Below are 21,267 nucleotides of genomic sequence, written 5' to 3'. Positions count from 1 at the left end.
CCACTTGACGATCGAAGCCCTCATGTGAGGGGCTGTTCGGCGAACGCATCGCCGAGAAGGCGTGAGGAGGCACCCATGAACACCGCAGCCTCGCGCCGCAATCGCGGCCTCCTGTTCGGCGCCGTCGCCATCCTTGCCGTGATCGCCATCGCCCTCGTGGCGCCGACCCACGGCTATTATCTCAACATCATGATGCAGGCGGCGACCTACGCCATTGCCGTCGCCGGCGTCGTCATCGTGCTCGGCTATTGCGGCCAGCTCGCGCTCTGCCAGGCCGCGTTCCTCGGCATCGGCGCCTATTGCGTCGCCCTCGGCACGGTGGATTACGGCCTGCCCTTCTTCGTCGCGCTCGGCATGGGCGTGGTGCTGACCGGGGTCGGCGGCATGTTGCTGGGCTTCGCCTCTCTGCGCCTCGGCGGGCATTATCTCGCCATGGTGACCATCGGCTTCCAGATGATCGTCACCATGGTGCTGACCAATTGGATCAGCCTCACCCGCGGGCCGGACGGCGTTTCCGGCGTGCCGCGCCCGGTGATCGGGCCGCTCGACCTCTCGGGCGGGTCCACCTATCTCGGCCTGTGCATGGTGTTCCTGGTGGTGGTCACGCTCTATGCCACCCTGCTGAAGACCAGCCGCCTCGGTCGGGCGATGCAGGCGGTACGCGACAATGAGATCGCCGCCTCCACCTGCGGCATCAACGTGTTTCGCACCAAGACCGTGGCCTTCGGCATCAGCGCCGCCCTGGGCGGCCTCGGCGGCGGCCTGTTCGCCGGTGCCTTCTCCTACATCTCGCCGGACCAGTTCACCTTCAACGAATCCATTGTGCTGCTCACCATGGCGCTGCTGGGTGGCGTGCAATCGCCCATCGGCGCGCTGCTCGGCACCGTTCTGCTGGTGCTGCTGCCGGAATGGCTGCGCTTCCTGCGCCAAGCCTATCTGGCGGTCTATGGCGCGGCGGTGATCGGCATCATGATCTTCCTGCCGAACGGCGTCTGGGGTCTTCTCACCAAGCGCTTCTTCAAGCCCGCCCCGGTCGAGACCGGGCCGGTGCCCCCGTTGCCGCTGCTCAGCCGCACCGGCGCCATTTCGGCCGACGTGGTGCTCGACGTCACGGGCCTTGCCAAGCATTTCGGCGGCCTCAAAGCCCTCGACGGCGTGGACTTCAAGGTCCGCAAAGGGTCGGTGCATGCGCTGATCGGGCCCAACGGCTCGGGCAAGACCACCATGCTCAACGTCATCACCGGTCTTTATGTGGCGACGGCAGGCCGGGTAAAGCTGCTCGGCGACGACATCACCGCTCTGCCGCCGCACGAGCGCACCAAGCGCGGCATGTGCCGCACCTACCAGAACATCCGCGTGTTCCGCGGCCTCTCGGTGCTGGAGAATGTCACCATCGGCGCCGAGCGGCCCGGCAATGACATTTCCGGCGCCGACGCGACGGTGGAACGGGCGCTCGCCGCACTCGACTTCGTCGGCCTGCGCAACGTCGCGCACCTGCCGGTGGGTGACCTGCCCTATGGCCACCAGCGCTATGTGGAGATCGCCCGCGCCCTCGCCGGCTCGCCCGAGATCCTGCTGCTGGACGAGCCGGCCGCCGGCCTCAACCTGACCGAAAAGGGCGAGATGGCGGAACTGCTCAAGCGCCTGAAGGGCCATGGGCTGACCATCGTCATCATCGACCACGACATGAAGCTGATCGAGCAGGTGGCGGACCGCATCACGGTGCTGAACTTCGGCCGCGGCATCGCCGACGGCGATCCCAAGTCCGTGCTCAGCCATCCCGAAGTCATCGCCGCCTATCTGGGGGAGCCGCAAAATGAAGCTGCTTGAGATCAAGGGGCTTACCGCGCGCTATACCGCGAGCGACGTCCTCAAGGGCCTGACCCTGACGGTCGAAGAGGGCGAGATCGTCGCCCTCCTCGGCTCCAACGGCGCCGGAAAGACCACGACGCTGCGCTCCATTTCCGGCCTGATGCCCAATACCTCGGGCGAGATCCTGTTCGCGGGTTCCTCGATCCTCGGCATGAAGACCGGCGCGATCGCCCGCCTCGGCATTTCCCACGTGCCCGAAGGCCGGCGGCTGTTTCCCGGCCTCACGGTGCGCGACAACATTCTGCTCGGCGCCTCCAACCGCTCCGGCATCAGCCGCGCGCAATTGGAGCGCGAGGCGGACGAGATGTTCGCCTTCTTCCCCGATCTGCAACGCCTGGAGCACGCCTATAGCTGGACCCTCTCCGGCGGGCAGATGCAGATGGTGGCGGTGGCGCGCGGCCTGATGGCCAAGCCCCGCCTGCTGCTGCTGGACGAACCCTCGCTCGGCCTTGCACCGAAGATCGTGCAGCAGGTGTTCCGCATCATCGCCCAGATCCGCGAACGCGGCACCACCGTGCTGCTGGTGGAGCAGAACGCCAACATGGCCCTCTCGGTCGCCGACCGCGGCTATGTGCTGGAGGCCGGCTCCCTGCTGGTGTCGGGAAAGCCGGACGAATTATGGAACAACGCCCAGGTGCGCGCCGCCTATCTCGGCGGCTTCGCCGCCTCCGCGTGAGTTCAAGCGGCCAGATCACCTCTTCCGAACCGGCGGCGCGGCCCGCCACCGGCTTCTTGCCTTCCAACCGGGACATTCCCAGATGACGAAAATCGCTCTTGTCGGCTGCGGCCTCGTGGGTGGCTCCTGGGGCCTCGTCTTCGCCCGCGCCGGCCTTGACGTGACGCTCTACGATCCCTCGCCCGCCTCATTGCAGGCCGCGCTCGACTTTGCTGCCGGCGCCGCCCCTGGCCTTGCCGCGCAGGGTCTGCTGAACGGCGAGACCGTCGCCGCCGTGCTCGCCCGCCTCAAGCCCGCCGCGAGCCTCGCTGAAGCCGTGGCTGACGCCGATTATATCCAGGAGAGCGCGCCCGAGCGGCTCCCCATCAAGCAGGCGCTCTATATGGAGCTGGCCAAGCTGGTGAAGGCGGATGCGGTGATCGCCTCCTCCACCTCCGGTCTGCCCGCCTCCTCCTTCACGGCCGAGATCGAGGGCCGCGAGCGCTGCGTGGTGGCCCATCCCATCAACCCGCCGCACCTCATCCCGCTGGTGGAAATCATCCCCGCCCCCTGGACTGCCGCCAGTGTGGTCGAACGCACCGACGCGCTGATGAAGCAGGTCGGCCAGGTGCCGATCCGCCTCAATCGCGAGATCGCCGGCTTCGTGGTCAACCGCCTGCAGAGCGCGGTGCTGGGCGAGGCGTTCCGCCTGGTGGAGGACGGCATCGTCTCCGCCACCGACGTGGACGCCGCCATCTCGGAAGGCCTCGGCCTGCGCTGGTTCTTCATGGGCCCGTTCGAGACCATCGACCTCAACGCCCAGGGCGGGGTCGCGGACTATTGCGCCAAGCTCGGCCCGATGTATTACGATCTCGCCAAGGAACAGGCCGATCCGCGCCCGTGGAGCGAAGCGCTGGTCGCGCAGGTCGAGGCGCAGCGGCGCGCGAAGACCCCCGCGGACAAGCTCGATGCCCGCAAGGCGTGGCGCGACCGCTGTCTCGCCGCTCTGGTGAAGGCCAAGCGCGCGGTGCTGAAGGAAAACGCCTGACCGGCGGCGGAGCGATCCGCCGCCCCTCGCCATCTCTCACAGAGTGCCCGCCATGCTGCTTGGAGTGATCGCCGACGATTTCACCGGGGCGAGCGACATCGCCAACACCATCGCCAAGGGGATCGCGCCGGAAGGCGGCCTCAAGACGGTGCAATATCTCGGCATCCCGAGCGTGCCGGCGGCGGATGATGTGGAAGCCTGCGTCATCTCCCTGAAGAGCCGCTCCATTCCGGCGGCCGAGGCGGTGGCGCAGTCTCTGGCGGCGCTCGACTGGCTGGAAGCCCAGGGCTGCCGGCAGGTGATCTTCAAATATTGCTCCACCTTCGATTCCACCCCGGAAGGCAATATCGGCCCGGTGGGCGAGGCGCTGGCGCAGCGGCTCGGCGTGAAGGGCGTGATCGCCTGCTCCGCTTTCCCGGACGCCGGGCGCACCATCTACAAGGGCCATCTGTTCGTCGGCGATCGCCTGCTGAACGAATCCGGCATGGAGCACCACCCGCTCAACCCCATGACCGACGCCGACCTGCGCCGCTGGCTGAAGCTCCAGTGCAAGGACCCGGTCGGGCTGGTGGACTGGACCGTGCTCCAACGCGGCCCCGATGCGATCCGCGAAGGCCTTGCGGCCGCAGCGGAGAAAGGCGAGCGGCTCGTCATTGTCGATGCCCTGACCAATGCCGATCTGCTCGCCATCGCCTCAGCCTGCGCCGATGCGCGCCTGATGACCGGCGGCTCCGGCATCGCGCTCGGCCTGCCGCGCAACTTCATCACGGCCGGCCTTGCCCGGGGCGGCAACCCGGCGGTGGACCTGATCGGCGGACCCGAGGCGGTGCTGGTGGGAAGCTGCTCGCGCGCCACGCTTCAGCAGATCGATGTGCACGGCAAGGACCACCCGGTGCTGGCCATCGACGTGGACAAGGTGATGGACGGCTCGATCTCCGCCGCCGACCTGGTGGCCTTCATCGAGGCCAACCCCGGCAAGGCGCCCCTGGTCTATTCCTCCTCCAAGCCCGAGCAGGTGACGGCGCTGCAGGAAAAGTACGGCCGCAGCGAAGTCGCCCACAAGCTGGACGGCATCTTCGCGCAGACCGCCAAGGTGCTCTACGACAACGGCATGCGCCGCATCGTGGTGGGCGGCGGGGAAACCTCCGGCGCCGTGGTCTCGGCCCTGGGCGTGACCTCGTTCCGCATCGGACCGGAGATCGATCCCGGCGTGCCGGTGCTGGTGGCGGAAGATGGGACCGGGCTCGGCATGGCGTTGAAGTCCGGCAATTTCGGCGCGCCCGATTTCTTCGGCAAGGCGCTCAGCGCCATTTCCGGCACGGGGGCCTGAACGCCATGAGCGATGCCGCTACCCGAGACCTCCTGGTCCGCCTCTCGCGCTCCTTGTTCGAGCGCGGCTATTCGGTCGGCTCGGCGGGGAATATCTCCGTCGCCGTGGATGACGGGGTGCTGATCACCCCCACCAATTCCTGCCTCGGCTTCCTTGAAGCCAGCCGCATCTCCAAGCTCGATTGGGACTTTCGCCACGTCTCCGGCGACAAGCCCTCGAAGGAGGTGTTTCTCCACCGGGCCTTCTACGAGACGCGCCCCGGTACCGGGGCGGTGGTGCATCTGCATTCCACCTATGCCACCGCCCTCTCCTGCCTGCCGGAAATCAATCCCGACGACTGCGTCGCGCCGCTGACGCCATACGTGGTGATGCGGGTCGGCCGGGTGCGGCTGCTGCCTTATGTGCGGCCGGGCGATCCGGCCATGGGCACCATGATCCGCGACCTCAAGGGCGAATGCGCCGCCGTGCTGCTCGCCAATCACGGTCCGGTCGTGACCGCGAAGGACCTCCAGACCGCCGTCTATGCCGCCGAGGAGTTGGAGGAGACCGCCAAGCTGCTGGTGCTCCTGCGCGACCGGCAGCCGCGCCTGCTCACCCAGGCGCAGATCGACGAACTGCACACCGCATTCCCGAAATAACCGGACCAAGCGCCATGACGATGCCGGACACCGCGCCGCGCTCCCTTGCCCTGATCCACACCGTTGCCGGCCTGGTCCCGGTGTTCGCGGATCTCACCCAGCGCCATCTGCCGGGCTGGGAGCCATTCAACATCGTCGACGAAAGCCTGCTGCGAAATACCATCCGCACGGGTGAACTCTCGCGCCTCACCATGCGCCGGCTCGCCGGCTATGTCTGGTCCGCCGTGGACGCCGGCGCGGAAGCCATATTGGTCACCTGCTCTTCCCTCGGCCCGGCGGTGGATGCGGCGATCCCGCTCTGCCCCGTTCCGCTGTTCCGGATCGACGACGGCATGGCCCTGGCGGCGCTGGAAAAGGGCACGCGCATCGGCGTGCTCGCAACCCTCTCCACCACCCTCGCCCCCACCGCCGACCTGCTGAAGCACCATGCGGCGCAGACCGGCACGCGCGTCTCCCTCACCAGCCGCGTGTGCGAGGGCGCCTTCGCGCGCCTCGCGGCGGGAGACCGCGCGGGCCATGACGCGCTGGTGCGGACCGAACTCGCGGCAATCGCCCCCAAGGTCGATGTGGTGGTGCTGGCCCAGGCTTCGATGGCGCGGGCCCTGGAAGGGCAAGGCGACGCCGGCTTTTCGATCCCGATCCTCACCAGTCCCGAACTGGGCGTGCAGCACGTGAAGCAGGCGCTGGCGCGGATCTGAACCTCGGAGCCCCGTCCCTCCGACAGCACTCGTCCCGAAAAGAGCGCGCCGGCGAGAGGCTATTTCGCCAGCACGCGCGCCAGGTCTCCTCGCGCCTTCTCGGCCCGAAGCCGGGCGCGCCAGACGCCGGCTTCGACCATGCCGGCGATCACATCGGCCATGACCTGCGCCACCGCCTCGCTGCCGCGCACGTTCATCGTCCGCTGCGAGACCACCACCGACAGGCGCCACGAGGGGGTGGGATCGACGATCCGTACTGCGACCATCTCGCCGCGCGCCATTTCCTCGGTCAGCGCGAAATGCGGCATGATCGCGAACGCGGTGGACTGGCGCACCAGCTTGGCGATGGCCGGCAGGCTGTCGCAATCCATGGCGGCCGGCACGACATCATGGCGGGCGGCGAACTGCTCCACCACCGTGCGCAGCACGTTCGGCCGCCCCGGCAGCACGATCGGCAGCTCGAACATGCGCTTGAACGAGACCTCGCCCTCCGCCGCCAGGGGATGATCCGGCGGCACGAACAGCATCAGATCCTCGACCATCATCTCGGTCCAGGCGACATGCTCGAACGCCTTATGATCGTAAAGCAGCGCCACATCGAGCCGGCCGAGCTGGAGGAATTCGTCGAGATAGCCGGTCATCGCCTCCACCACGTGCAAGGTGATGTTGGGCTGGCGCTCGGCCAAGGCATTGATCAGCGGAATGGCGAGGCCGCGGCAGGCGGACGTGGGCAGGCCGACCGAAACGCGACCGGAGGGGTTTTCCGATTGCGAGCGCACCACGTCCTTCACCCGGTCCACCTCCTGGAGGATGCGGCGGGCGTGATCATAGAGTTGCTGGCCGATTTCCGTAGGGGTCACGCCGCGCGCATGGCGCACCAGCAGTTCGACGCCCAGTTCATCCTCCAGATTTTTCATCTGCTGGCTCAAGGAGGGCTGCGCCACCCGGAGAATTTCCGCGGCGCGGGAGAAATTTCCGCTCTCCGCAATCTGGACGAAGTATTTGAGCTGACGAAGATCCATTGACCACCTTTGCGACCGTTGAATTCTGATCAGGGCGGTCGATTTGTCAAACGACTTCCTAAGCGCCAAGCTGCTCAAACTATGGGCATAGATATTGAAATAGTCTATTTTTTATATGCACTTATGTTAGTTTTGCGAGCATCACATCTGCCTATAATTTGATATTATAGGACGTACCTATATCGATGATTGGAAAATCATCTTTGCGGGGCAACCGAACTTGTCGGTAGCTTTATTGTGCAGATGGGAACACGGGCGAAATGCCCACACATCCTGTAGACAACAGGAGTATAAATACATGCCTTCACAGAATTTTTTACGCGACCGCCTGCTGGCCGCGACGGTGATGATCGGCCTGTCGTCCACCCTCGCGATGGCGCAGCAGCAGCCATGCATCGGCAACTCCGCCGCCACCACGGGTCCCGCCGCATTCGGCGGAGCCGCCATCAAGATGGGCGCGGAAATCGCCATCGAGGAGATCAACGCCAAGGGCGGCGTGCTCGGCAAGAAGCTCAGCTTCGTCCAGTATGACGATGCCGGCGCCCCGCCGCGCGGCGTCGACAACACCCGGCGCATCGCCCTCGCCGACAAATGCGTCGCCATCCTCGGCGGCTACCATTCCACCGTCGCCGTCGCACAGGCCGAGCCGGTGAACGAGATCGGCATTCCCTATGTGGGCGTGCTGGCCGCCAACACGAAGGCGATCGAGAACGGTGCCAACCCCAATTACATGTTCCGCGTCTCGGCGAAGGACAAATGGGTGGCGCGCTTCCTCGTCGAGCAGGCGCTGAAGTCCTCCAAGACCGGCAAGGTCGCCTTCTTCTACGAGAATACCGGCTGGGGCAACGGCGCCCTGCCCGACGTGAAGGACGCCATGGCCAAGGCCGGCAAGGAGCTGGTGGCCACCGAGACCTTCAACTGGGGCGACCAGGACATGAGCCCGCAGGTGATCCGCGCCCGCGATGCCGGGGCGGACGTGGTGCTGTTCTGGGCGCTCGACCGCGAGGGCAACCAGATCCTGCGGTCCATGGACAAGGTGGGCTACAAGCCGACCATCATCGGCGCCTGGGGCATCGCTGGAAACCTCGGCGAACTCGCCGGCCCGCTGGCGGACGGCGTCGAAGTCATCCAGACCTATACCTTCATGGGCGACATGGATCCCAAGAAGAAGGCGCTGTGGGAAAAGCTCCAGGCCAAGTACGGGCTGAAGCAACCCTCCGACATCAAGATGCCCTCGGGCGTCGCCAATGCCTATGACGCGGTCTACATCATCGCCGCGGCCATCGAAAAGGCTGGCGCCTTCGACTGGAAGAAGGTGCACGACGCGCTCTACACGGTGAACCTCGATGGCCTGGTCGCCGAGTACAAGCCGGCCTTCGACGCCAAGGACCCGGAGCGCCAGGACGCGATCCTGCCGAAATACTACAAGCTGACGGTGTGGGTGGACGGCAAGCTGCTGCCCATCGAGCAGACCAAGTACGGCAAGACCAACTGAGGTCGGGCGTTCCCGGCATTCCCTCCCCAGCCCTCCCCCGCACGCGGGAGAGGGCTGGGGAGGGGCCAGGGAGGGGGCTGCGCGCAACGCTGCGGCGACACCACCAAAGGCCAACACACGGGCGGCGCCATGAGCACCTTTATCCAATACACCTTATCGGGCCTCGCCATCGGCGGCATCTATGCCCTCGTGGCACTCGGCTTCCACATCATGTGGACCGCCGCCAAGGCGGTGAATTTCGCCCATGGCGACACGCTGATGATCGGCGCCGTCCTCGCCGTGCTGGGCGTCGATGCCGGCCTCCCGCTCTGGCTCGCCTGCCTACTCGGCGTGGTCGCCGGCGCGCTGTTCGGCATTCTGCTGGAACGCTTCGCCGTGCGCCCGTTCACCGGCGGCACCACCTCCATCGGCTGGATGCTCACCACGATCGCGGTCGGCATCATGATCGAGAGCCTCGCCACCATGCAGTTCGGCGGCTTTTCCCGCCCCCTGCCTTCGCCTGGGGTGGAGAAGGCCGTGCACATCATGGGCGCCGGAATCTATCCCCAGGAACTGCTGATCCCATTGGTCGCGATCCTCGCCATGATCGGCCTGAAATTCATGCAGAAGCACACGCTGGTCGGCCGCGCCATGCAGGCCGTGGCCCATGACAAGCGCGCCGCCGCCCTGATGGGCATCGACGTCAATCGCATCGTCGCCTTCTCCTTCGGCCTCGCGGCCCTGTTCGGCGCCGCGGCGGGCATTCTGGTGGCGCCGGTGATCCAGGTTTCCGCCACCATGGGCACGCTGCTGGGGCTGAAGGGGTTCGCTGTCGCCATCATCGGCGGCATCACCAGCGCGCCGGGAGTGGTCATCGCCGGCCTGCTGTTCGGCGTGATGGAGAAGTTCGTCGAGGGCTACATCTCCACCGCCGCCCGCGAGATCATCGGCTTCTCTTCCATGATCCTGGTTCTGCTGGTGTTTCCGCAGGGCCTGTTCGGCAAAAGGGAGGTGCTCAAGGTATGAGACACCTCACCACACTCGGCTTCCTCGTCTTCGCCGCGATCCTGGTCGTGGTGCCGCTCACCGCCGGCAACGAGTACGAGCTGCGCCTGTTCATGCTGTTCCTGATCTATGGCGTGATCGCCGTGGGCCTGAACGTGCTGGTGGGCCTCACCGGCCTCGTCTCGCTCGGCCAGGCGGGCCTGTTCGCCCTCGGCTCCTATACCGGTGCGATACTCGCGGTGCGGCTCGGCTTCGACATGTTGAGCGCCTGCATCGGCGCGGCCATCGTGTCGGGTCTGTTCGGCGTGCTACTGGCCTATCCGACGGTGCGGGTGCGCGGGGTCTATCTCGCGGTCGTCACCATCGCCTTCGGCATCATCGTCGAGAATGTCGCCATCGAATGGCAGTCGCTCACGGGCGGCACCACCGGCCTGTCCTCGATCCCCCGTCCCAATATCTTCGGGTATCGAATTTCAGGCTTCGCCTTTTACGGCGTCCTCGCCGTGACCCTGTTCCTGGCGACGCTAGCCACCCACAACCTCAAGCTCTCGCGTTATGGGCGGGCGATGCTGGCGGTGTCGCAGAGCGAGACCGCGGCGCGGGCGCTGGGCGTCAACGCCACCGCCATGCGCACGCTGGCCTTCGTCGTCGCCTCGGTGACGGCAGGCATCGCCGGCAGCTTCTACGCCTTCCTCAATTCCTACATCTCGCCCGACATCTTCACCTTCTCGGATAGCGTGCGCTTCCTGCTGATGGTGATCCTGGGCGGGGCCGCCTCCACCTTCGGGCCGGTGATCGGCGCCTATATCCTCACCTATCTCCCCGAGTTCCTGCAGCAATTCCAGCTCTGGCAGAAGTTCGCCTATGGCGCGCTGCTGCTGGTGGTGATGTTCGCCCTGCCGCGCGGCATCGTCGGCACCCTCTGGTCGCTGGTCACGCGCCTCAAGCCGCAGAAGCGCGAGGCGGACCCGGCCGAAGGCATCCCGGCCGAGCAGACCCTGCGCCGCGACGTGCGCGAGGGAGAGGCAGAGCTGGTGGCGCGCGACCTGACCGTGCGCTTCGGTGGCCTCACCGCCCTTTCCAAGGCGTCGCTGCGGGTGAAGCCCGGCGAGGTGCATGCCCTGATCGGGCCGAACGGCGCCGGCAAGTCGACGTTCGTGAACACCATTTCCGGCTTCTACCAGCCGACCGAGGGCGAATTCGAACTGGACGGCATCCAGCTCACCGGCAAGCGCTCCCACGAGATCGCCCGGATCGGTCTCGCCCGCACGTTCCAGAACACCGAATTGTTCGGCGACCTCACGGTGCTGGAAAACGTCATGGTGGGCTACCAGCAGCGCCTGACCTACGGCATCGCTGACGCGCTGCTGCGCACCCCGCGCCTGCGGCGGGAAGAAAAGGAAAGCCGGCGCGCCGCCATCGGCCTGCTCACCTTCGTCGGGCTCGATGCCTATGCCAACGAGCAGGCCCGCTTCCTGCCCTTCGGCCTTCAGCGGCGGCTGGAAATCGCCCGCGCGCTGGCGGCGAAACCCCGCCTGCTGCTGCTGGACGAACCCGCCGCCGGCCTCACCACCCAGGAGATCGACGAACTGGAGGCCATGATCCGCCGCATCGCCGCCCTCGGCATCTCGGTGTTGCTGATCGAGCATCATGTGGAACTGATCATGGCGGTCGCCGACACCGTTACCGTGCTGGACTACGGGCAAGTGATCGCCAGCGACACCCCTGCCGTGGTGCAGGAGGATCCGCGCGTGATCGAGGCCTATTTCGGCGCCTCCCTGGACCAGGACAAGGCTGAGGAGGAACTGGCATGAGCGAAGGCGAAATCCTGCTCGACATCCGCAGCCTGGAACTGCGCTACGGCGCGGCGGTGGCGGTGCGCGACATCTCGTTGAGCGTGAAGCGCGGTCAACTGGTCGCCGTCATCGGCAACAACGGCGCCGGCAAATCCTCCATGGTGCGCGGCGCCACCGGGCTCGTGCGGCCGTCCGGCGGGCAGGTCTTGTTCAAGGGCGAGGACACGACCCGCCTCTCCGCCAACAAGAAGGTGGCCCGCGGCCTGGTGATGGTGCCGGAAGGGCGCCTACTGTTTCCCGACCAGAGCGTCGAGGACAATCTCATCCTCGGCGCCTATGCCCATGGCGGGCTCAAGTCCGAGCGCTCCAAGGCAACCCTGGAGAAAGTGCTCACGCTGTTTCCGCGCCTGAAGGAGCGGCTGCCCCAGCAGGCCGGCTCCATGTCCGGCGGCGAGCAGCAGATGCTGGCCATCGCGCGCGGGCTGATGGCGGAGCCCGAGCTGCTCATCATCGACGAGCTTTCGCTCGGCCTCGCCCCCAAGATCGTCGACCAGCTCATGCGGGTCCTCGCCGACCTCAACAAGGACGGCCTCACCATTCTGCTTGTCGAACAGCTTGCCTCCTACGCGCTCGCCATCGCCGACCACGCCTATGTGATCGCGAACGGGCGGGTGGCGCGCCACGGGCCGAGCGCGGATCTCGCGCGCGATCCCGAGGTGATGGAGGCGTTCCTCGGCAAGAAGAAAAAGGCGGCGGCCTGAACGCGCCCGAATGCCAGCAATTCACCCGAAGACCAAGCCCGCCAAGGAGCAACCATGTCCAAAGTCATCGATCTGAGCCTCCTCATCGAGGACAATATGCCGGCCCACAAGCTGTTCCAGCGGCCGGTGATCACTACCCATATGAGCCATGAGGGATCCAAGGCACTCAATCTCGGCGTGCCCGGCGATGCCATGACCTTCCAGACCAATTTCATCGCCATGCTGGACCATGTGGGCACCCATGTGGACGCCTATCGCCACGTGAACGCCGAGGGCGCGCCGGTGGACGAGATGCCGCTGGAGATGTTCATGGGCAAGGCCGTGTGCTTCGACCTGCGCCACATCCCCGACCTCGGCGACATCACCGCCGAAGACATGGAAGCAGCCGAGAAGAAGGCCGGCGTGACCGTGGACGGGCATATCGTGCTGCTGTGCACCGGCTTCCACGCGCGCAATTATCCGACCCTGGATTCGGTTTGGAAAAACCCGCTGCTGACCGTGGAAGCCACCCAGTGGCTCTATGATCGCGGCTCCAAGATGCACGGCGTCGAAGGCCCCTCCACCGACAAGCCCACCGACAACATCTTCGCCCAGCACCGCCTGTGCCGCGACCTCGGGGTCAGCCATTGGGAATGGCTGGTGAACCTGGAGGAACTGATCGGCAAGGGAGAGTTCCAGTTCTTCGGCGCGCCGTTGAAGTTCAAGGGCGGCTCGGGCTCCCCGGTGCGCGCGTTCGCCATCCTCAACTGACCGCATACGTCTCTGATGCCCTGACGAGACGTATCGGCGCACCGGATGGTGACTGCCAACCATCCGGTGCGTCGTTCATTTGCCTTTGCCCGGAGAGCCCGATGTCCGCCGCATTCGACACCATGAGCGCCCTGGAGCTGCGCCGCCGCATCGTCGCGCGGGAGATTTCGCCGGTGGAAGTGACGCGGCGGGCGCTGGACAAGGCCCAGGCGACCCAGGGCACGCTCAACGCCTTCTTCGTGCTGATGGAGGACGAGGCCATGGCCGCCGCCCGCCGCGCCGAGGATGCGGTGATGAAAGGCGCGCCGCTCGGCCTGCTGCACGGCCTGCCGTTCTCGGCCAAGGACCTCATGGCGGTGAAGGGCCAGCGCTATGCCTCCGGCTCGCGCACCATGGCGGAGAATATAGCCCAGGTGGATGCTCCCGCCGTCGAGCGCGCAAAAGCCGCCGGCGCCATTCTGATCGGCAAGACCACCACCAGCGAATTCGGCTGCAAGCCGGTGGGCGACAGCCCGCTGACCGGCATCACGCGCCACCCCTGGAATCTCGACAAGACGCCCGGCGGCTCCAGCGCCGGGGCGGCCGCCTCGGTGGCGGCGGGCATCACGCCGTTCGCGCTCGGCACCGACGGCGGCGGCTCGGTGCGCATTCCCTGCGCCTTCACGGGGCTTGCCGGCATCAAGGGGCATTTCGGCCGCGTGCCGGTGTGGCCGACCTCCGCCACGCCGACGCTCGCTCATGTGGGGCCCCTCGCGCGTTCGATGGAAGACGCGGCACTGCTGTTCTCGGCCATTGCCGGTCCCGACCGGCGCGACCCGTTCGGCGTCGCGGGCCCGGTGCCGGACGTGATGGGCGCTACCCAGGCTTCGGTTGCCGGCATGCGCGTCGCCTACAGCCCGACGCTGGGCTATGCCCGCCCGGCGCCGGAAGTGCTGGCGATCACCGACCGCGCCGCCAAGACATTCGAGAGCCTCGGCTGCCATGTAGACTTGGTGGAGAACGTGTTCGACGCCGACCCCGCCGACCTTTGGACCGCGGAATTCTATGCCGGCGTCGGCATCCGCCTGCGGTCCTTCATGGAGAACCAGCGCGATCTGCTCGACCCGGCGGTGGCCGACGTGCTGGCCCCCGCGCTCGCGCAGGAGATGCGCAGCTATTATTCCAGCGTGTTCGAGCGCTACGCCCTGCGCGAGAAGCTGCGGACCTTCTTCGAGCGCTACGACATCCTGATCTCGCCGGTGCTGCCCGTGACCTCGCTCGATGCCGGCAAGAACATTCCCGACAGCCTGCCCGACCGCAACCTCGTCTCCTGGGTGTTCTACACCTATCCCTTCAACCTCACCGGCCAGCCGGCCGGCGCGGTGTGTGCAGGGATCGCGGACGACGGGATGCCGGTGGGGCTGCAGATCGTCGCGCGCGCCTATTGCGAGGACGATGTGGTGCGCGCCGCCTGCGCCTATGCCCGCACCCAGCCGGCCGGCTACAACGTGCGGGCATTCGACGCCTGAGCGGATGCCGGCTCAGGCGGTCGCCGCCGTTTCATCCTCCCAGCGGACGGAAATCTCGATCAGATTGGCGTCGGGATCGTGGATGTAAACAGAGCGCAGCGGCATGGTCGCGCCGGTGCGCCGCACCGGGCCGGCGACGATCGGCACCTGGCACGCCGCGAGATGGGCTATGACCTCATCGAGACGGACCGCGGAAAGGAGGCACAGGTCCACTGAACCTGGGGTCGGGTGCTCTGCGATTGCCACGATATCCTGCGTCGAACGCCCGTCCTGAAGGTTGAACTTCTGTGCGCCGAACGCGAGCGCCACGCGGCTTTCGCCGAACACCTCTTTGCGCATGCCGAGAACGTGGGTGTAAAATTCCACGGTGCGGTCAATGTCCGCCACCGTCAGCACGATATGGTCGATGGATGCGATCTGCACGTGTCTCTCCCCCGCAGCTTTGTTCAGGCGGCAGGGAAGGTAAAGCAGGCTGGCACACCTCGCCAGCGCGCGCGGACTTCAGCGGCCGCGACGGGTGGGCGCCCGCCCGCTGATGGAGCGCACCAGCCCGGTCTTCACGCTCGCCACATGCTCGCGCATCAGCATTTCCGCACGATAGGCATCGCGGAGGAGAATGGCGTCATAGATGCGATGATGATCCTCGTGCCGACGGCGCACTTCGAGATATTCAAACGACACCACGTTGCGGTGCGAGGATTGGGGCACGCTCTGGCACATGCGGATCATGTCCCCCAGCATGCGGCAGCGCGAGGCAGTGTGGATGGTGTCGTGGAAGGCGAAATTGACCGCGCCGTAGCCGATCCGGTCCGCTTCCCCCAAGTCTTCCTTGGCAAGAATGGCGTCGCCATCGGCGAGCGCCCCCTCGATCACCGCCCGCTCCTCGTCGCTGAGGCCGCGCTCGGCGGCGAGCCGCGCCGCCAGGGATTCCAGCATGGTGCGGATCTCATAGGCATCGACGATCTCGGAGGTGAGGAAACGGCGCACCGAATAGCCGCGGTTCGGCGCATATTCGAGCAGGCCCTCGCTGGCGAGCGACTGGAGCGCCGAGCGAATCGGCGTGCGCGATACCCCGAGCCGCTCGCTGAGCCGCACCTCGTGAAGCCGCGCGCCAGGCTCGAAATCCCCCGAGAGGATCGACGCGCGAATGCGATCGGCGACCGAGAGCGAGCGGGTGGGCGCGCGGCCTGCATCCGTCCCTTCCGGCAAAGAGTCCGGGGCAGATTCGCCAAGCGCGTCGGAAACGGTCGCTGACATGCGGGGTGGAAGCTCCTTTTGACCAGCCATAGCCGCCATACCCAGCCCGTGCAAGGATACAATCCTTTCCATCGCAGAAGCGAGTGTCCGGGACGGTATCTGATCAGATAGGCCCCGAAAATACATAGCTTCAAGCCTAAAATGGGGGCAGAAGCCGGTGATTTTTTAGTCACGAATTGTATACATTCATTCTTGACGCTACGAAGATTGTACGCAATTTTTGCATTCTCAGACCGCACCAGGAAGGACTGCTGAACCCAATGTCCGCCCCGCTCGCCCCCATAGGATTTGCCGCTGCCAACGGCCGCATGTCGGCTGTGCTGCCGGTCCGGCACGCGCGCCGCCTGCCCCGCGGCGGAGCGGCGACATGAGGGTCCGCGTCAGCCCCCCACGCACCAAGGCAACCATCCTCTCCGGTCGGCCGGTCCTGGCGGTCAATCCGGGCGGGGTGTCACTGTCGGCGGTCGAGGCGCTCGCGGCCTGTGGCGCAGACTGCCTGTTCATCGATTGCGAGCGTACGGCGATCTCCATAGAGAGCGTGCCGATGCTCGCCCGTATCGCCCAGGCGAGCGGCATGAGCGCGGTGGTGCGCTCGCCCTCGAAGGATCCCGCGATCCTCACCCGCTATTTCGATTGCGGCATCGACGGCCTGGTCCTGCCCCAGGTTGAAAGCGCCGAGGCCTGCGCGATGCTTTACGCGACGGCGCGCGCGGCCACACGCGGCCGGGCAGCCGACCTGATGCTGATCGCCCAGATCGAGAGCGTCGAAGGCCACGCCAAGCTCGACGAGATCGCCGCTGCGCCCGGCATCGACCTGATCCTCGTCGGACCCAACGACCTCTCCCATTCCATGGGGTTCCTCGGCGATACCAGCCGCCCCGAACTGGTGGCCGCGGTGGACGACATCACCTTGCGCCTCGCCGCCGCCGGCCGCGCATTCGGCCTTCCGGTGACCGAGCAGACCACGGCGCACTGGGTCGGGCGCGGCGCCACTTTTCTTTATGCGACGCTGGAATCCCTGCTGCGCCCCGGCGTGGTCGCCATCCGGCGGGCGGCAGCCGCATGACACACCCGCATTGTTCCCGCATCGCTGCATTTCGCGGAGAGTTTCGATGACCATGCTGCCGCGCGAACGCGCGCCCTTTTCCGCCATTGTCGACCGCCCGCCGCTCAAGCTGCCCGGCAAGGCGCGCGTGGTGCTCTGGACCATCGTGAATTTCGAGGTGTGGGACATTGCCCGCCCCATGGCCCGCCAGGTTCTTCCCGCCCCCACCGGACAGGTGCTGCTGCCCGACGTGCCGAACTGGAGCTGGCACGAATACGGCATGCGGGTCGGCGCATGGCGCTTCTTCAAATTGTACGAAAAGCTCGGCATCCGCCCCACCCTCTCCATCAATGCCCGGGTGTGCGAGGATTATGAGCGCGTGGCCGCGCAGGCACGCGACGCCGGGTGGGAATTCATGGGCCACGCCTATGACCAGGGGCCGATCCACAAGCAGGAGGATCAGCGCGGCATGATCTTCCGCTCCATGGACATCCTGGAGACATTCACCGGCAAGAGGCCCAAGGGCTGGCTTGGACCGGGCCTCACGCAGACCCTCGACACGCCGGAAAACCTCGCCGAGGCCGGCGTCAAATATATCGGCGACTGGGTGTGGGACGACGAGCCCTGCGACATCTCCACCGCCAAGGGGTCGCTGGTGACGCTGCCCTATACGGTCGAGCACAACGACATTCCCATGATGGCCGTGGCCCATCATGAATCGGCCTATTGGGTGCAGCGCTTCAAGGACAGCATCGACCGCCTGCATGCCGAGGGCGAAGAGCGGGCGAAGATCATGGCGGTGGCGATCCACCCCTACATCTCCGGCCAGCCCCACCGCATCAAGTATCTGGAACAGATCTACGACTATGCCGCGAGCCTCGGCGACGTGCTGTTCTGGAACGGGGAAGAGATCCTCGACTGGTACCAGGCGACAAAGACAAAGGCGTGAGCAGATCCATGAGCCCTTCGACCGCCTTCGCCGTTCCCGTTCCCGAGGTCGTCTCTCTGCCCGTGGTGGGCCGCGAGACTCGCTTCCCCGTGCGCCGCGTCTATTGCGTCGGCCGCAATTACCTTGCCCATATCCGCGAGATGAAGGAAGCGGAAGACGAACGCGACCCGCCCTTCTTCTTCCAGAAGCCGCGCGACAGCATCGTCGCCGACGGCGCCACCATTCCCTATCCTGCCGATACCCGCGATTTCCAGTATGAGATCGAGCTGGTGGTCGCCATCGGCGCGACCGCGCGCAACATCGACGTCGCGCAGGCGCAGGATGCCATCTTCGGCTATGGCATCGGCATCGACCTGACCCGCCGCGACCGCCAGCGCGATTGCCGCGACAAGCGCCTGCCGTGGGAAGCCGGCAAGGCGTTCGATCTCTCCGCCCCGTGCGGCCCGCTGTACCCCGCCGGTACCGGCGGCGATCCCGCGCACGGCGCCATCACGCTCAGCGTCAACGGCGTCGAGCATCAGCGCGGCGACCTCGCGCAAATGATCTGGAACGTGCCGGAGATCGTCTCCAACCTCTCGCGCTCCTATATGCTGGAGCCCGGCGACCTGATCATGACCGGCACACCCGCCGGGGTCGGCGAGATGCGCCCGGGGGACCGCATCGTCGGCGCCATCGACGGCTTCGGGACCTTGACCCTCACCATCGGCGAACCGGAGGCCTGAGACATGCTGCCCACCGAGCGCATCTCCTTTTCCCCCATTTCCCGCCGGCCGAAACTGACGCTGCCGGGCGGCGCGCGCATGGCGGTGTGGGTGATCGTCAATATCGAGGAATGGAACCCGCGCGAGACCATGCCGCGCACCGTCCTCACCCCGCCGGCCGGCGGCTCGCCGACACCGGACATCCCCAACTGGGCCTGGCATGAATACGGCAACCGGGTCGGCTTCTGGCGCATGCTGGAAGTCTTCGACGAATTCGCATTGCCGGCCGTGCTGGCGATCAACGGCTCGGCCATCTCCAGTTACGCGCCGATCGCGGAAGCGGCGCTGGAGCGCAATTGGGAATTCATGGGCCACGGCTTCTCGCAGAAGAACATGCAGAAGGTGCCCGACGAGCGCGAGGACATCGCCAAGACCACGCAAGCCATCGAAGCCTTCACCGGCAAGCGGCCGCGCGGCTGGCTGGGGCCGGGCCTCACCGAGACCTGGGAGACCCCCGACATCCTGGTGGAGCAGGGTTACGATTACGTCTGCGATTGGGTGCTGGACGACCAGCCGGTGGTGCTGAAGACCCGCACCTCCCCGATCGTCAATATTCCCTACACGCAGGAATGCAACGACGTGGCGATGATGCTGATCCAGCATCACAAGGCGAGCGAATATTACGACCGCGCTATCGACCAGTTCGAGCAGATCCACCACGATAGCCGCGATAGTGCGCGCATCATGGCCTTGGTGGTTCACCCCTACATCATGGGCGCGCCGCATCGGCTGAAGCATTTCCGCAAGATCTTCGAGACCATGAAGGCGAAGGACGACGTCGCCTTCATGACCGGCGAACAGATCTACGACTGGTATCTCGGCCAGCGGCCCGACGCCCTCAGCGCGGCGGATGCGGGATGAACAGCCTCAACGCCTTCCAGCTCCTCAACGGGCTCACCTTCGCGGCGCTGCTGTTCATCGTGGCCTCTGGCTTCACGCTGATCTTCGGCTTGCTGCGGATCGTGAACCTCGCGCATGGTGCACTGTATCTGCTGGGCGGCTATGCGGGCTATGCGGCGGCGAGCGCCAGCGGCAATTTCTTCCTCGGCATCCTCGCCGCCATGGCCGTGGTGGCGGCGACCGGGCTGGTGCTCGACCAGGGACTTCTGCGCTTCGTGCGCGGGTACGAACTGCGCCAGGTGCTGCTGACGCTCGGCGTGGCGTTCATTCTCAACGACATGACCCTGGTGATCTTCGGCGGCGACACCTACACGGTCCCGGCGCCGGAATTCCTGCGCGGCGCGGTGCGCTTCGCCGGGCTGTTCTATCCCAAATACCGCCTGTTCGTGCTGGCGCTGGGCATCGTGATCTTCATCGCGCTGTGGCTCTTGCTCAACAAGACCCGGCTCGGCGCCCTGATCCGGGCCGGCGTGGACGATCCGGAAACCATCGAGGCGATGGGCATCAACATCCGCCGCATCTTCCTGCTCACCTTCATGCTCGGCGCGGCCCTTGCCGGGCTCGGCGGGGCGGTGGGCGGCGCCTTCCTCACACTTTACCCGAGCGCGGATGCGGAGATCCTGGTGTTCTCGCTGGCGGTGGTGATCATCGGCGGGCGCGGCAGTCTGGTCGGGGCGGCGGTGGGGGCGCTGATCGTCGGGCTGCTCAATACCGTCGGGCAGGTGATGTTCCCGGAATTCGCTTATTTCGTCATCTTCGGCCCCATGGCGGCAATCCTCGCCTTCCGCCCCCTCGGCCTGTTCGGAAAGGCGGCGTGATGGCTTCCCCCGTGCCCAATCCCGCCCCTCTGCCCGCCCGCGATACCGGCATGTCGCGCCTCGCCATGGGGGCGGTGGCGGTGGGCGCGCTGGTGTTCGCGGTGCTGCCGCTGATGCTGCCGACCTATCAGGTGAGCATCCTTACCGAAGTGCTGATCTTCGCCGTGCTGGCCATGGCGGTGGACATACTCGCCGGCTACACCGGGCGCACGCCGCTGTGCCACGGCGCCATCTTCGGCGTCTCCACTTACGTGGTGGTCTATTGGACCGCCCATATGGGCGGCTCGCCCTATGTGGGCGCAGCCGTTGGCATCCTGGCGGCGACCGGTGTCGCGGCCGTCTTCGCGTTGCTGGCGATCCGTACCTCGGGTGTCTATTTCCTGCTGCTCACCCTCGCGCTCGGCATGATCGTCTGGGGCGTGTGCCTGCGCTGGACCAGCGTCACCGGTGGGGAAAACGGCCTGCGCGGCGCGGTGCGGCCGGCCGCCCTCGCCGATGGCTTTTCCTTTTATTACGCGGTGTTCGTGGCGGTGGCCGTGGTCGCCTTCGTGATGTGGCGGTTCGTGCGCTCGCCCTTCGGGCTGACGCTGCGCGGCATCCGCGACAGCGAGAGCCGCATGCGCTCGCTCGGCTATAACGTGCCGGCGCATCTGTTCCTGGCCTTCACCATCTCCGGCTTCTTCGCCGGGATCGCCGGGGCGCTCTACGCCATGTTCAACGATTTCGTCAGCCCCTCCACGGTCGGTCTCTCCCAATCGGTGGAAGGGCTGCTGATGGCGATCACCGGCGGGGTCGGCACCTTGTTCGGCGCGTTCATCGGGTCTTTCGCCATCATCGGGCTGGAAAATCTCGTCAGCCTCTACACCGAACGCTGGCAGAGCGTGCTTGGCCTGATGTTCGTGCTGATCATGATCTTTGCCCCCGAGGGCATCCTCGGGCGGATCCGCAGCTTTGTGGCGCAACGTCGCCGCTGAAGACGA

Annotated in this window: 21 protein-coding genes; 18 read left to right on the top strand and 3 right to left on the bottom strand. The window is 66.3% G+C overall.

The features are described 5' to 3' along the window. The first annotated feature begins 75 nt into the window (after positions 1 to 75). The 6 genes from V5F77_RS08065 (at position 76) to V5F77_RS08040 (ending at position 6,241) form a co-directional block, all read left to right on the top strand. Complete coding sequence (locus V5F77_RS08065) at positions 76 to 1,830, top strand: branched-chain amino acid ABC transporter ATP-binding protein/permease (protein WP_429004824.1); 1,755 nt, start codon at positions 76 to 78, stop codon at positions 1,828 to 1,830. Next, positions 1,817 to 2,548 (top strand): ABC transporter ATP-binding protein, encoded by a 732-nt coding sequence (locus V5F77_RS08060; protein WP_429004823.1) that lies wholly within the window; start codon positions 1,817 to 1,819, stop codon positions 2,546 to 2,548. The genes V5F77_RS08065 and V5F77_RS08060 overlap by 14 nt, the downstream gene beginning before the upstream one ends. A gap of 82 nt (positions 2,549 to 2,630) precedes the next feature. Further along, a complete protein-coding gene (locus V5F77_RS08055; protein WP_429004822.1) occupies positions 2,631 to 3,575 on the top strand; it encodes a 3-hydroxyacyl-CoA dehydrogenase in 945 nt (314 codons plus the stop codon). A gap of 52 nt (positions 3,576 to 3,627) precedes the next feature. After that, positions 3,628 to 4,905, top strand: a complete 1,278-nt coding sequence (gene otnK, locus V5F77_RS08050; protein ID WP_429004821.1) for a 3-oxo-tetronate kinase — start codon at positions 3,628 to 3,630, stop codon at positions 4,903 to 4,905. 5 nt (positions 4,906 to 4,910) lie between these two features. Beyond that, the gene (otnC, locus tag V5F77_RS08045) at positions 4,911 to 5,543 is read left to right on the top strand and encodes a 3-oxo-tetronate 4-phosphate decarboxylase (RefSeq protein ID WP_429004820.1); all 633 of its coding nucleotides are present in this window, start codon (positions 4,911 to 4,913) and stop codon (positions 5,541 to 5,543) included. 14 nt (positions 5,544 to 5,557) lie between these two features. Beyond that, the gene (locus V5F77_RS08040; protein ID WP_429004819.1) at positions 5,558 to 6,241 is read left to right on the top strand and encodes an aspartate/glutamate racemase family protein; all 684 of its coding nucleotides are present in this window, start codon (positions 5,558 to 5,560) and stop codon (positions 6,239 to 6,241) included. A 59-nt stretch (positions 6,242 to 6,300) separates the two neighbouring features. Here the strand turns inward: V5F77_RS08040 and V5F77_RS08035 are convergent, their stop codons facing one another. Further along, positions 6,301 to 7,263: a LysR family transcriptional regulator gene (locus tag V5F77_RS08035; RefSeq protein WP_429004818.1), complete on the bottom strand. Its 963-nt coding sequence runs from the start codon at positions 7,261 to 7,263 to the stop codon at positions 6,301 to 6,303. A gap of 346 nt (positions 7,264 to 7,609) precedes the next feature. Here V5F77_RS08035 and V5F77_RS08030 point away from each other — a divergent pair, with 346 nt between their 5' ends. From V5F77_RS08030 to V5F77_RS08005, 6 genes are all read left to right on the top strand, one after another. Further along, entirely contained in the window at positions 7,610 to 8,758 is a 1,149-nt protein-coding gene (locus V5F77_RS08030) for an ABC transporter substrate-binding protein (RefSeq protein WP_429004832.1), read from the top strand. Between the two features lie 129 nt (positions 8,759 to 8,887). After that, entirely contained in the window at positions 8,888 to 9,763 is an 876-nt protein-coding gene (locus V5F77_RS08025; RefSeq protein ID WP_429004817.1) for a branched-chain amino acid ABC transporter permease, read from the top strand. Then, entirely contained in the window at positions 9,760 to 11,556 is a 1,797-nt protein-coding gene (locus V5F77_RS08020) for a branched-chain amino acid ABC transporter ATP-binding protein/permease (protein WP_429004816.1), read from the top strand. Before V5F77_RS08025 ends, V5F77_RS08020 begins: the two co-directional genes overlap by 4 nt. Continuing rightward, positions 11,553 to 12,299, top strand: a complete 747-nt coding sequence (locus V5F77_RS08015) for an ABC transporter ATP-binding protein (protein WP_429004815.1) — start codon at positions 11,553 to 11,555, stop codon at positions 12,297 to 12,299. Before V5F77_RS08020 ends, V5F77_RS08015 begins: the two co-directional genes overlap by 4 nt. Positions 12,300 to 12,353: 54 nt before the next feature. Beyond that, positions 12,354 to 13,049 (top strand): cyclase family protein, encoded by a 696-nt coding sequence (locus V5F77_RS08010; RefSeq protein ID WP_429004814.1) that lies wholly within the window; start codon positions 12,354 to 12,356, stop codon positions 13,047 to 13,049. Positions 13,050 to 13,150: 101 nt separating this feature from the next. Then, positions 13,151 to 14,557 (top strand): amidase family protein, encoded by a 1,407-nt coding sequence (locus V5F77_RS08005; RefSeq protein ID WP_429004813.1) that lies wholly within the window; start codon positions 13,151 to 13,153, stop codon positions 14,555 to 14,557. A gap of 12 nt (positions 14,558 to 14,569) precedes the next feature. Here the strand turns inward: V5F77_RS08005 and V5F77_RS08000 are convergent, their stop codons facing one another. Together V5F77_RS08000 and V5F77_RS07995 are read right to left on the bottom strand one after the other, a co-directional pair. Then, positions 14,570 to 14,980, bottom strand: a complete 411-nt coding sequence (locus V5F77_RS08000) for a VOC family protein (RefSeq protein ID WP_429004812.1) — start codon at positions 14,978 to 14,980, stop codon at positions 14,570 to 14,572. 78 nt (positions 14,981 to 15,058) lie between these two features. Further along, positions 15,059 to 15,814, bottom strand: a complete 756-nt coding sequence (locus V5F77_RS07995; RefSeq protein WP_429004811.1) for a GntR family transcriptional regulator — start codon at positions 15,812 to 15,814, stop codon at positions 15,059 to 15,061. 367 nt (positions 15,815 to 16,181) lie between these two features. Between V5F77_RS07995 and V5F77_RS07990 the strand changes: the two genes are divergently transcribed. The 6 genes from V5F77_RS07990 to V5F77_RS07965 are packed head-to-tail and all read left to right on the top strand — an operon-like array spanning position 16,182 to position 21,261. Then, positions 16,182 to 16,880, top strand: coding sequence for an HpcH/HpaI aldolase family protein (locus V5F77_RS07990; protein ID WP_429004810.1), 699 nt, complete (start codon positions 16,182 to 16,184; stop codon positions 16,878 to 16,880). Between the two features lie 46 nt (positions 16,881 to 16,926). Beyond that, on the top strand, positions 16,927 to 17,808 hold the full coding sequence (locus V5F77_RS07985; RefSeq protein WP_429004809.1) for a polysaccharide deacetylase family protein: 882 nt from the start codon (positions 16,927 to 16,929) through the stop codon (positions 17,806 to 17,808). 8 nt (positions 17,809 to 17,816) lie between these two features. Then, complete coding sequence (locus V5F77_RS07980) at positions 17,817 to 18,530, top strand: fumarylacetoacetate hydrolase family protein (protein ID WP_429004808.1); 714 nt, start codon at positions 17,817 to 17,819, stop codon at positions 18,528 to 18,530. Between the two features lie 3 nt (positions 18,531 to 18,533). Continuing rightward, positions 18,534 to 19,430, top strand: coding sequence for a polysaccharide deacetylase family protein (locus V5F77_RS07975; RefSeq protein ID WP_429004807.1), 897 nt, complete (start codon positions 18,534 to 18,536; stop codon positions 19,428 to 19,430). Continuing rightward, complete coding sequence (locus tag V5F77_RS07970; protein WP_429004806.1) at positions 19,427 to 20,287, top strand: branched-chain amino acid ABC transporter permease; 861 nt, start codon at positions 19,427 to 19,429, stop codon at positions 20,285 to 20,287. Before V5F77_RS07975 ends, V5F77_RS07970 begins: the two co-directional genes overlap by 4 nt. Continuing rightward, positions 20,287 to 21,261 carry a branched-chain amino acid ABC transporter permease gene (locus V5F77_RS07965; RefSeq protein WP_429004831.1) on the top strand — a complete coding sequence of 325 codons (975 nt, stop codon included), beginning with the start codon at positions 20,287 to 20,289 and terminating at the stop codon, positions 21,259 to 21,261. The genes V5F77_RS07970 and V5F77_RS07965 overlap by 1 nt, the downstream gene beginning before the upstream one ends. Positions 21,262 to 21,267 lie beyond the last annotated feature (6 nt).

It is taken from the genome of Roseixanthobacter psychrophilus (assembly GCF_043195195.1).
Lineage (GTDB): Bacteria > Pseudomonadota > Alphaproteobacteria > Rhizobiales > Xanthobacteraceae > NCEH01.
This window is presented reverse-complemented; position numbering and strand designations above follow the sequence as displayed.

Excerpts from the sequence above, each read along its gene's own strand:
- V5F77_RS08025 (WP_429004817.1), top strand. The coding sequence starts at position 8,888 with ATGAGCACCTTTATCCAATACACCTTATCGGGCCTCGCCATCGGCGGC.
- V5F77_RS08030 (WP_429004832.1), top strand. The coding sequence starts at position 7,610 with ATGATCGGCCTGTCGTCCACCCTCGCGATGGCGCAGCAGCAGCCATGC.
- V5F77_RS07995 (WP_429004811.1), bottom strand. The coding sequence starts at position 15,814 with ATGTCAGCGACCGTTTCCGACGCGCTTGGCGAATCTGCCCCGGACTCT.
- V5F77_RS07990 (WP_429004810.1), top strand. The coding sequence starts at position 16,182 with ATGAGGGTCCGCGTCAGCCCCCCACGCACCAAGGCAACCATCCTCTCC.
- V5F77_RS07975 (WP_429004807.1), top strand. The coding sequence starts at position 18,534 with ATGCTGCCCACCGAGCGCATCTCCTTTTCCCCCATTTCCCGCCGGCCG.
- V5F77_RS08015 (WP_429004815.1), top strand. The coding sequence starts at position 11,553 with ATGAGCGAAGGCGAAATCCTGCTCGACATCCGCAGCCTGGAACTGCGC.
- V5F77_RS07965 (WP_429004831.1), top strand. The coding sequence starts at position 20,287 with ATGGCTTCCCCCGTGCCCAATCCCGCCCCTCTGCCCGCCCGCGATACC.
- V5F77_RS08010 (WP_429004814.1), top strand. The coding sequence starts at position 12,354 with ATGTCCAAAGTCATCGATCTGAGCCTCCTCATCGAGGACAATATGCCG.
- V5F77_RS08055 (WP_429004822.1), top strand. The coding sequence starts at position 2,631 with ATGACGAAAATCGCTCTTGTCGGCTGCGGCCTCGTGGGTGGCTCCTGG.
- otnK (WP_429004821.1), top strand. The coding sequence starts at position 3,628 with ATGCTGCTTGGAGTGATCGCCGACGATTTCACCGGGGCGAGCGACATC.
- V5F77_RS08005 (WP_429004813.1), top strand. The coding sequence starts at position 13,151 with ATGTCCGCCGCATTCGACACCATGAGCGCCCTGGAGCTGCGCCGCCGC.
- V5F77_RS08060 (WP_429004823.1), top strand. The coding sequence starts at position 1,817 with ATGAAGCTGCTTGAGATCAAGGGGCTTACCGCGCGCTATACCGCGAGC.
- V5F77_RS08035 (WP_429004818.1), bottom strand. The coding sequence starts at position 7,263 with ATGGATCTTCGTCAGCTCAAATACTTCGTCCAGATTGCGGAGAGCGGA.
- V5F77_RS08040 (WP_429004819.1), top strand. The coding sequence starts at position 5,558 with ATGACGATGCCGGACACCGCGCCGCGCTCCCTTGCCCTGATCCACACC.
- V5F77_RS08065 (WP_429004824.1), top strand. The coding sequence starts at position 76 with ATGAACACCGCAGCCTCGCGCCGCAATCGCGGCCTCCTGTTCGGCGCC.
- V5F77_RS07985 (WP_429004809.1), top strand. The coding sequence starts at position 16,927 with ATGACCATGCTGCCGCGCGAACGCGCGCCCTTTTCCGCCATTGTCGAC.
- V5F77_RS07970 (WP_429004806.1), top strand. The coding sequence starts at position 19,427 with ATGAACAGCCTCAACGCCTTCCAGCTCCTCAACGGGCTCACCTTCGCG.
- V5F77_RS08020 (WP_429004816.1), top strand. The coding sequence starts at position 9,760 with ATGAGACACCTCACCACACTCGGCTTCCTCGTCTTCGCCGCGATCCTG.
- V5F77_RS07980 (WP_429004808.1), top strand. The coding sequence starts at position 17,817 with ATGAGCCCTTCGACCGCCTTCGCCGTTCCCGTTCCCGAGGTCGTCTCT.
- otnC (WP_429004820.1), top strand. The coding sequence starts at position 4,911 with ATGAGCGATGCCGCTACCCGAGACCTCCTGGTCCGCCTCTCGCGCTCC.